The organism is Klebsiella sp. MS 92-3, from assembly GCF_000195655.1.
Lineage (GTDB): Bacteria > Pseudomonadota > Gammaproteobacteria > Enterobacterales > Enterobacteriaceae > Klebsiella > Klebsiella pneumoniae.
In genome coordinates this window covers 1-7,763 of sequence record NZ_GL882760.1, presented here as the reverse complement: position 1 = coordinate 7,763, position 7,763 = coordinate 1, and the positions used below count along the sequence as shown (strand labels likewise).

Genomic DNA, 7,763 nt, shown 5'->3' with positions numbered 1-7,763 from the left:
GAGGACCGCCGCCGCCGTCGCCGCGCAGGCGGCGATGGTCAGGCTCAATCCTACCGCGCTCATCATCGCATCATCGTGGAACAGTTCGCTATACCAGCGCGTCGACCATCCGGCCCAGACCGTTACCAGCTTCGAGCTGTTGAACGAGTAGATCACCAGCATCAGCATCGGGGCGTAGAGGAAGGTGAATCCGAGCACGAGGATCAGAATGCGCCACGGCGAGCGTACTACCGGCAAGTCGTTCATCCCTGCTCTCCCATCTGTTTTTGCTGGTGCTTGTGGAACCACATGATCGGCACGATCAGCAACAGCAGCATGACAATCGCCACCGCCGAGGCGACCGGCCAGTCGCGGTTGTTAAAGAACTCCTGCCACAGCACGCGGCCAATCATGATGCTGTCCGGCCCGCCCAGCAGTTCCGGGATCACGAACTCGCCGACCGCCGGGATAAACACCAGCATGGAGCCGGCGATAATGCCGCCTTTGGTGAGCGGGACGATCACCTGGAAGAAGGTCTTCAGCGGCCGGGCGCCGAGATCCAGCGAGGCCTCCACCAGCGAATAGTCGATGCGGGTCAGCGCGGTGTAGATAGGCAGCACCATAAACGGCAGATAGGCATACACGATACCGATGTACACCGCCAGGTTGGTGTGCAGGATCTCCAGCGGCTGATCGATAACCCCTAACCACAGCAGGAAGTTATTCAACACCCCGTTGCTCTTCAGCAGCTCCATCCAGGCATAGACGCGGATCAAAAACGAGGTCCACGACGGGAGGATCACCAACAGCAGCAGAATATTACGCGTCGACGGCTTGCTGTGCGCCACCGCCCAGGCCAGCGGATAGCCCAGCAGCAGGCAGCAGATCGTCGAGATACCCGCCACCTGCAGCGACTGGAGATAAGCTTCAAAATAGAGCGGATCGTCAGTCAACTGTAGGAAGTTGGCAAAGTTAAGCGTCAGCGTCAGCTGGCCGTCCGCCCACTCCATCAGCTCGGTGTAGGGAGGGATCGCCCGCGCCATCTCGGCAAGACTTATCTTGAACACGATCAGGAACGGTAGCAAAAACAACAGGATCAGCCACAGATAGGGCAGCGCAATCACCAGCTTGCGGCCATGCGCCATCTGCAGGCGCGCCGCCCACAGCGCGAAGCCGCCCGGTTTTTTCGCCCCTGACGGGGATTCAACGGTATTCATCGCCCTCTCCTCACACCGTCAGCACAACGCAGCTGTCAGCATCCCAGCATAAACGCACCTCATCGCCCCAGGTGGGCGTCCCTTTCCGATGGCGGTGTTCATTCTGCAGCTGGGCGCTGATCATCTGCCCGCTTTGCAGGCGCACATGATAGATAGAGAGATCCCCCAGATAGGCGATATGAATCACCTCGCCGACGGCAAAATTGTAGCCGTCCGCCGGCGGTTCATCGCACAGCATGATCTTCTCCGGACGCAGCGCCACCCAGACCGGCACGTTGTCCACCACCGAGGCGTCGGGGTCGACCTTCAGCGGATGCATCAGTCCCGGCGAGCTTAGCACCAGACCGTCTTCCAGACGCTCCTTCACCAGCCCTTCAAAGACGTTCACCGAGCCGATAAACTCGGCGCTGTAGCGGGTGGTCGGGTGCTCGTAAATCTCTTCCGGTTCGCCAATCTGCACAAACTTGCCGCGATTCATGATGGCGATACGGCCCGCCATGGTCATCGCCTCTTCCTGATCGTGGGTCACCATCACGCAGGTCACGCCAACGCGCTCAAGAATATCCACCACCTCGAGCTGCATGCGATCGCGCAGCTTTTTATCCAGCGCCCCCATCGGTTCATCAAGCAGCAGCAGCTTGGGCCGTTTCGCCAGGCTGCGCGCCAACGCGACGCGCTGCCGCTGGCCGCCTGAGAGTTGGTGCGGCTTACGTTTGGCAAACTCCTGCATATGTACCAGGGCCAGCATCTCCTGCACCCGGGCGGTGATTTCCGCCTTAGGCAGGCGGTCCTGCTTCAGGCCGAAGGCAATATTCTGCTCAACGGTCATATGGGGAAACAGGGCATAGGACTGGAACATCATATTAATAGGCCGCTGATAGGGCGGCACGCGCGCCAGATCCACGCCGTCGAGCATAATCTGCCCGGCGGTCGGTTGTTCAAAGCCCGCCAGCATGCGCAGCAGCGTCGATTTCCCGCAGCCTGACGCGCCCAGCAGAGCAAAAATTTCGCCTTTGTAGATAGTGAGACTGACGTCGTCGACCGCATGCTGGCCATCAAACGACTTGGTTAAGTTACGGATTTCCAGTAGCGGGGTCAGCGCTTTTGGGGCTTTCGCCTGTGGGCGGGGCATTACGTCGTTCAATCGGGTGCTCTCCGGCAAAAAAACGATCACCATATGGTCCGGTGCCATACTTCGTGCTTAACAGTGCATTTGCACCATCCTGGTGCTTCTGCTCGCCGGGCGCGCTGCTATTTCCCGGCGAGTGCAGATCTGATTTGGCCCGTATTCGACGGGCCGTCAGGAATTATTTGCCGCTCTTCACTTTGGTCCACGCGCGGGTGCGCACGCGGTCAATCTTCGGATCCTGCACCTTCAGCGTGAACAGTTTGGCGAACACATCCGCTGGCGGATAAATCGCCGGGTTGTTACGGATAGTCTCGCTGACCAGCGGCGTGGAAGCCTTGTTGCCGTTGGCGTAGAACACCTGGTCGCTGATTTTGGCGATGACGTCCGGACGCATCAGATAGTTAAGGAACTGATAGGCTTCATCTTTATTCTTCGCGTCGGCCGGCATGGCAAAGACGTCAAAGAACGCCAGCGCGCCTTCCTTCGGAATAAAGTAGGAGACATTGACGCCGTTCTTCGCCTCTTTCGCGCGGTTGGCCGCCTGCCAGACGTCCCCTGCCCAGCCGATCGCCACGCAGATGTCGCCATTGGCAAGGTCGTTAATATATTGCGAAGAGTGGAAGTAGCGAATGTTCGGCCGCAGCTTCAGCAGCAGATCGGTCGCCGGGCCGGTGTAATCATCCGCTTTGCTGCTGTTCGGATCTTTGCCGAGGTAGTTCAGCACGGTGGCGAAAATCTCTTCCGGCGCGTCGAGGAAGGAGACGCCGCAGCTTTTCAGTTTTTCGAGGTTCTCCGGCTTCAGCACCAGATCCCAGCTGTCCACCGGCGCATCTTTGCCGAGAACGGCTTTCACCTTATCCACGTTGTAGCCAATGCCCGTCGTCGCCCACAGGTAAGGCATGGCGTATTTATTCTCCGGGTCATGCTTGGCGACCAGCTTCAGCACTTCGGGGTCAAGGTTCTTCCAGTTGGGCAGCTTACTTTTATCCAGCGGCTGGAACACGCCCGCCGCCAGCTGGCGTTCGAGGAAGCTTGCCGACGGCACCACCAGGTCGAAACCGGTGCTACCCGCCATTAATTTGCCTTCCAGCACTTCGTTGGAATCAAAAACGTCATACACCACTTTAATCCCGGTCTCTTTTTCGAAATTCGCTACCGTGTCCGGCGCGATATAATCAGACCAGTTATAAACATGCAGGGTTTTTTGTTCGGCGGCGAGCGAACCGGCAGAGACGGCCATCAGCGCACCCGTAACCAGACCTGTTAACCATTTTTTACCAAAGGCGGTCATATCTCTTTTCCTTCTCAACGCCCGTTAACTTACGGGCTCAAATATACGCATTTCTACGCATGCAAAAATCATGCATATTTTTTCATTACCTGAGAAAAGGAGAGCGGATCTCTCCCGGAGTGGTTGCTCGCAACTGGAAGCATCGCCAGAATAACTGTAGCCAGAATAAGAGGCTATAGCCCAGGTAAAAAAACGCCTTTTATCAAATTTTTATGCAATAACGGTCTACGTGATAAGCCAAAACGGCCTGAATGGCGGTGAATAATGCTTTAAAGAAAGGTTAAATGCAGAATAAAAGCGGGTAATACGCAGCCGCTGCGGTAGTGGCTGCGCTAATTTTAGGCAGGTTTAGTGAAGAAAATGGTATTGCACGTTTTCCGCCGCAGGCTCTTCTTCTTCGCCTTTGTACAGCAGCTGATTTGCGCCGGCTTCAAGGATTACCATCGAGATCTGCTCTTCGCTTTGGCGGAAGAACCAGGCGAACTGCTCCATGGTCACCCCTGGGCCGATAGACAGCGACTGGCAAACCACCAGCTTGGGCAAATTATCGTCCTGAATGTCGATAAACGCCTTCACGGTTAACGAGCTGGCGTTGATGGCCGAGAGATCCGCCGACAGCGCCAGCAGGGCAGACGGCTTCACCTCCGCCAGGGCGGAAAAGAGCACCACGTTGTCCACCAGGTCAATTTTGGCATCAAAAATACCGTCGAAATTCTGCATATGCGGCAGGTGCAATGCCTGACAGGAATCGCACTCAAAAAAGCTGATGCCGATTTCGTCCAGCCAGCGACGTAGCGTATCCAGACCTGGAACGACCAGTGAATCCATAGTGCCTGTGACCTCTTACAGTGGAAAAACGACGCCATAGCTTACGCAAAAAAAGCGCCGCATACCATGGCCGTCTTGCATCCGGCGGTTAGCCGCCTATTTTCAAACAGAATTCCGGCGTCGCCTGGCGCTCGATCCAGGCGATCATCTTGCCGGCGACATCCACGCCGGTGGTGGTTTCCACCCCTTCCAGCCCCGGCGAGGCATTCACCTCCATCACCAGCGGCCCGCGGGCGGCGCGTAAAATATCGACACCGGCGGCGTCCAGCCCGAGAGTTTGCGTTGCCTTGATGGCAATGGCCCGCTCCTCCTCGCTAATCTGCGCCACCGTGGCCATGCCGCCGCGGTGCAGGTTAGAGCGGAAATCCCCCTCTTTCGCCCGCCGCTCGATCGCCGCCACCACCTCATTGCCGACCACCAGGCAGCGGATATCGCACCCTTTCGCTTCGGCAATGTATTCCTGCACCAGAATATGAGCGTTCAGTCCGCGAAAGGCGTCGATCACGCTCTCCGCCGCCTGGCGGGTCTCCGCCAGCACCACGCCGATCCCCTGGGTGCCCTCCACCAGCTTCACCACCAGCGGCGCGCCGCCCACCATGGCGATCAGATCGCTGGTGTCATCCGGGGAGTGAGCGATGCCGGTCAATGGCAGATCGATGCCCTGGCGCGCCAGCAGCTGCAGCGAGCGCAGCTTATCGCGAGCGCGGGTGATGGCGACCGACTCATTCAGCGGATAGCTTCCCAGGAGCTCAAACTGGCGCAGGGCCGCGGTGCCATAGTAGGTGATCGCCGAGCCAATGCGCGGGATCACCGCATCAAAGTGCGGCAGCTGACGCCCTTTGTAGTGGATCGACGAGGCCACCGGGCTGACGTTCATATAACAGGAAAGCGGATCGAGGATCTCGATCTGATGACCGCGCTGTTGCGCTGCTTCGCGCAGGCGCCGACATGAATAAAGCGTTCCATCCCGGGATAATATGGCAATTTTCATCCTGCACCTCTGCGAAAAGACCCGCTCTGGCGGGCCTCAGCTATCGAACACACTTTCACCTTTCCTGCGGCCGGCGGCGGATATCACCTGGCCGGAGCAGCAGTGTACACGTAATCAGCGCGTTGCCCACCCCTGCTTATGCAGATAGTCAAGAATAAACGGACGACTCTCTTTCACGATAGTGCGCCGGATATGGTCGCTCCAGGTATCGCGGCGGGCGTTGCTGCCGCGCGACAGATAATAGTGCGCCAGCTGTTCGTCATACTCCGCCAGCAGCGCGTTATCCAGCGGCTGATAGCGGTTCTCATGCACCAGCATGGCCGCCGGCATCCGCGGCTTGATATCCGGGTTATCCGCCGGCCAGCCAAGGCAAAGACCGAACAGCGGCAGGACGTGCTGCGGCAGCTCCAGCAGCTCTGTGACGGCCTCTATGCTGTTGCGCAACCCGCCGATATAGACGCCCCCTAGTCCGAGGGACTCGGCGGCGGTCAACGCGTTTTGCGCCAGCAGCGCCGTATCGACAACGCCGATCAGCAGCTGTTCCGCCAGCCCCAGCTGCGCCTGTGGGCAGATCTGCAGGTGGCGATTAAAGTCGGCGCAGAAGACCCAAAACTCCGCTGCCTGGGCGACGTGCTGCTGGCCGCCGGTCAGCGGGACCAAACGTTCACGCAGCGCCGGGTCAGTAATACGGATGATGGAGGTGCACTGTAAAAAACTCGAGGTAGATGCCGCTTGCGCGCTGGCGATAATCTCTGCGCGCTGTTCGTCGCTCACGGGGGCATCGGTGAAGTGGCGGATGGAACGGTGGCTGCGCAGCAGCTCAATGGTCGGCGTCATTACGTTTTTCTCTGTCAGACAAGGATTCAGGCTTTGGAGAGTGCGTTAACTGCGGGGCCACGATCTGCGCCACCCGCCACATAACGACGAGGGCGGCGGGGATCATCAGCACGATCCCGGCAAAGAGCATCACCAGCGCCGCGGTCGGGCTGGCAATGGGCGCAGGCAGCTGGACATACTGGTTAAGGGAGAGCCAGGCGAGGGTTAACAGCCCCATCCCGAGGATCTCAACCAGCAGTATGCTTTTCGGCAATGGGGCAAATTTTCGCATCACGCCTCTCCGGTTGATAAACGCGGCGCGCCAGCCAATTCCACCGCGCCGTCGGGCCAGTATACGGGTTTTGACAGTCCGACATTTATCAAACATAGCCGTAAACCATCGAAGTAAAAGGCAGAACCTTCTTTCCCTCCCCGCCCGTTGCAGGCATCATAAGCGCCATTCGCCATCCGGCTGAGGTTTAAGGAGAGAAGCAATGTTTACCGTTATTTTTGGTCGTCCAGGCTGCCCTTACTGCGTTCGCGCTAAAGAACTGGCAGAAAAACTGACCAACGAGCGTGATGATTTCAACTACCGCTACGTGGATATTCATGCCGAAGGCATCAGCAAAGCTGACCTGGAAAAAACCGTTGGCAAACCGGTTGAAACCGTGCCGCAGATTTTCGTCGACCAGAAACACATCGGCGGCTGCACCGATTTTGAAGCCTGGGCAAAAGAGAATCTCGGCCTGTTTGCCTGAGTCAATTTATTTGCTCGATGAATGACTGCGCCAGGTATCAAGCCAGGCGCAGATAAACAAAAAGCACAATGCCCCAAGCGCGCACCAGAACACGGCGCTCAACACCCACGCCATCTCCTGCCAGAACGTCCGGTGGGTCACGAAGAACAGCCGCATCGTCACCATGCAGACCGGCGCCGCCAGTATCGCGCCGAGCAAAGGACGCAGCACCCGCCGTCCGGGAGAGAGACAGCTCGCCGCCGCCCCTGGCAGCAAAAAGAAGAGCAGGCCCAGCTCCGGGTTGCCGCTGGCGCGAAATGCCCCTTTCATATGTAACAACAACGATAAGCACACCACAATGAACAGAACGAAGCCACAGATAATGCCGGCCCAACTACGCTCAGATTTCACCGTATCCTCCTGATGTTGCCTCTAACTCACGTCCACGTCGCCCAGTCAGATAAAGCATTTCGGCAATCCATGCCAATAACTCCCCTTCCAGCCTAAAAACGATTGTCACTAGCCGCCGCATCCAGGAAGGATTAAACTAGCGGTATATTTTTGCTGGTTATAACAGGGTGCCAGAATAGGTTCGCGACAACGCGAACGCCTGAGCAACCTTAGACCAAATAACCATTTCCTTCAACAACTTACTAGTAAATGAGAAGTTGGCTTTCGTGAATATAAACGTCGCAGATTTGTTAAACGGGAATTACATCCTGTTATTATTCGTTGTACTTGCATTAGGGAAGGTGCGAATAAGCAGGTCATTTCT

At 57.4% G+C, this 7,763-nt stretch carries 9 protein-coding genes and 1 pseudogene; 1 reads left to right on the top strand and 9 read right to left on the bottom strand.

Translation table 11 applies throughout. From position 1 onward, the window contains the following. The 8 genes and pseudogenes from HMPREF9538_RS31400 to HMPREF9538_RS0127035 form a co-directional block, all read right to left on the bottom strand. Positions 1 to 246, bottom strand: a pseudogene (locus HMPREF9538_RS31400) (putrescine ABC transporter permease PotI); the annotation flags it as partial. After that, positions 243 to 1,196 (bottom strand): putrescine ABC transporter permease PotH, encoded by a 954-nt coding sequence (gene potH / locus HMPREF9538_RS21445; protein ID WP_009484280.1) that lies wholly within the window; start codon positions 1,194 to 1,196, stop codon positions 243 to 245. The gene potH and the pseudogene HMPREF9538_RS31400, both read right to left, overlap by 4 nt. Positions 1,197 to 1,206: 10 nt before the next feature. After that, complete coding sequence (potG, locus tag HMPREF9538_RS21450; RefSeq protein WP_002896370.1) at positions 1,207 to 2,340, bottom strand: putrescine ABC transporter ATP-binding subunit PotG; 1,134 nt, start codon at positions 2,338 to 2,340, stop codon at positions 1,207 to 1,209. A gap of 163 nt (positions 2,341 to 2,503) precedes the next feature. Further along, on the bottom strand, positions 2,504 to 3,616 hold the full coding sequence (gene potF / locus HMPREF9538_RS21455; protein ID WP_002896368.1) for a spermidine/putrescine ABC transporter substrate-binding protein PotF: 1,113 nt from the start codon (positions 3,614 to 3,616) through the stop codon (positions 2,504 to 2,506). Between the two features lie 348 nt (positions 3,617 to 3,964). After that, a complete protein-coding gene (locus tag HMPREF9538_RS21460) occupies positions 3,965 to 4,444 on the bottom strand; it encodes a YbjN domain-containing protein (RefSeq protein WP_002896365.1) in 480 nt (159 codons plus the stop codon). 88 nt (positions 4,445 to 4,532) lie between these two features. Further along, on the bottom strand, positions 4,533 to 5,435 hold the full coding sequence (gene rimK, locus HMPREF9538_RS21465; protein ID WP_009484278.1) for a 30S ribosomal protein S6--L-glutamate ligase: 903 nt from the start codon (positions 5,433 to 5,435) through the stop codon (positions 4,533 to 4,535). A 114-nt stretch (positions 5,436 to 5,549) separates the two neighbouring features. Next, positions 5,550 to 6,272, bottom strand: a complete 723-nt coding sequence (gene nfsA, locus HMPREF9538_RS21470; protein WP_004179133.1) for a nitroreductase NfsA — start codon at positions 6,270 to 6,272, stop codon at positions 5,550 to 5,552. Continuing rightward, positions 6,256 to 6,543: a YbjC family protein gene (locus HMPREF9538_RS0127035; RefSeq protein WP_002896354.1), complete on the bottom strand. Its 288-nt coding sequence runs from the start codon at positions 6,541 to 6,543 to the stop codon at positions 6,256 to 6,258. Before HMPREF9538_RS0127035 ends, nfsA begins: the two co-directional genes overlap by 17 nt. 202 nt (positions 6,544 to 6,745) lie before the next feature. Here HMPREF9538_RS0127035 and HMPREF9538_RS21475 point away from each other — a divergent pair, with 202 nt between their 5' ends. After that, a complete protein-coding gene (locus HMPREF9538_RS21475) occupies positions 6,746 to 7,009 on the top strand; it encodes a GrxA family glutaredoxin (RefSeq protein WP_002896352.1) in 264 nt (87 codons plus the stop codon). Positions 7,010 to 7,015: 6 nt separating this feature from the next. On the opposite strand, the gene ybjM is transcribed toward HMPREF9538_RS21475, so the two are convergent. Next, a complete protein-coding gene (ybjM, locus tag HMPREF9538_RS0127030) occupies positions 7,016 to 7,399 on the bottom strand; it encodes an inner membrane protein YbjM (protein ID WP_002896351.1) in 384 nt (127 codons plus the stop codon). Between the last annotated feature and the right edge of the window lie 364 nt (positions 7,400 to 7,763).

Coding starts and splice junctions, on each gene's coding strand:
- HMPREF9538_RS21475 (WP_002896352.1), top strand. CDS start 6,746: ATGTTTACCGTTATTTTTGGTCGTCCAGGCTGCCCTTACTGCGTTCGC.
- rimK (WP_009484278.1), bottom strand. CDS start 5,435: ATGAAAATTGCCATATTATCCCGGGATGGAACGCTTTATTCATGTCGG.
- potH (WP_009484280.1), bottom strand. CDS start 1,196: ATGAATACCGTTGAATCCCCGTCAGGGGCGAAAAAACCGGGCGGCTTC.
- HMPREF9538_RS21460 (WP_002896365.1), bottom strand. CDS start 4,444: ATGGATTCACTGGTCGTTCCAGGTCTGGATACGCTACGTCGCTGGCTG.
- nfsA (WP_004179133.1), bottom strand. CDS start 6,272: ATGACGCCGACCATTGAGCTGCTGCGCAGCCACCGTTCCATCCGCCAC.
- potF (WP_002896368.1), bottom strand. CDS start 3,616: ATGACCGCCTTTGGTAAAAAATGGTTAACAGGTCTGGTTACGGGTGCG.
- HMPREF9538_RS0127035 (WP_002896354.1), bottom strand. CDS start 6,543: ATGCGAAAATTTGCCCCATTGCCGAAAAGCATACTGCTGGTTGAGATC.